The 614-nt window shown below is 65.1% G+C and carries 1 protein-coding gene and 1 pseudogene; both read right to left on the bottom strand.

Translation table 11 applies throughout. From position 1 onward, the window contains the following. A partial coding sequence (locus GEV06_29040; protein ID MPZ21885.1) for a QacE family quaternary ammonium compound efflux SMR transporter occupies positions 1–188 on the bottom strand: 188 nt, incomplete at its 3' end. A gap of 80 nt (positions 189–268) precedes the next feature. After that, positions 269–463, bottom strand: a pseudogene (locus tag GEV06_29035) (SDR family oxidoreductase). Positions 464–614: the final 151 nt, after the last annotated feature.

Genomic DNA, 614 nt, shown 5'->3' with positions numbered 1-614 from the left:
ACCCATACGGCATAGGCGGTACCAATCGGCAGGTCGCGCAGGGCGAAGGTGAGCAGCGTGAGGCTGGCGGTGGCGACAGTGACGCCGAGCACGCTGAAGCCTAGGTGCCGGAAGCCGTCGCTGCGTTCGAGGGCCAGCGCCCACACGGGCTCGAGGAGGGCGGCGATCAGGAGGAGGGTCCATGCCATGGTCTGTCTCCCAGAGGTACGTCGGCTGCGGGTCTGCCGGGTGCGAGCGGTGGTGGACACGGAAGCTGCCGGCGGCGCCGTCAGGCCGTGGACCCTCCGTCGACGGCGAGTATCGTGCCGGTGATGTTGCGCCCGCCTTCCCCGGCCAGGAACGCCACCGCGGCGGCGATGTCGCTGGGATGGGCGTAGCGGCCGAGGGGCATGAGGGCACTTTCGATGTTCGCGATCTCGCTGTCGGCCGGATTCGTGTCGGTGTCGGTGGAGCCGGGGGCGACAGGTTGGCAGTCTTGGGGACCGGTTTGCCAGAATTCTGTATCGGTCGATAAATATGTTAGGACTTGGTCCGTGTACTGTCAAGCAACCGCCGTCGCGGTGTCAAGGCGAAATAGAAATGTCCCCGTTCTTAGCGAAATAGAAATGTCCCCT

This window comes from Luteitalea sp. (assembly GCA_009377605.1).
Lineage (GTDB): Bacteria > Acidobacteriota > Vicinamibacteria > Vicinamibacterales > Vicinamibacteraceae > WHTT01.
This window is presented reverse-complemented; position numbering and strand designations above follow the sequence as displayed.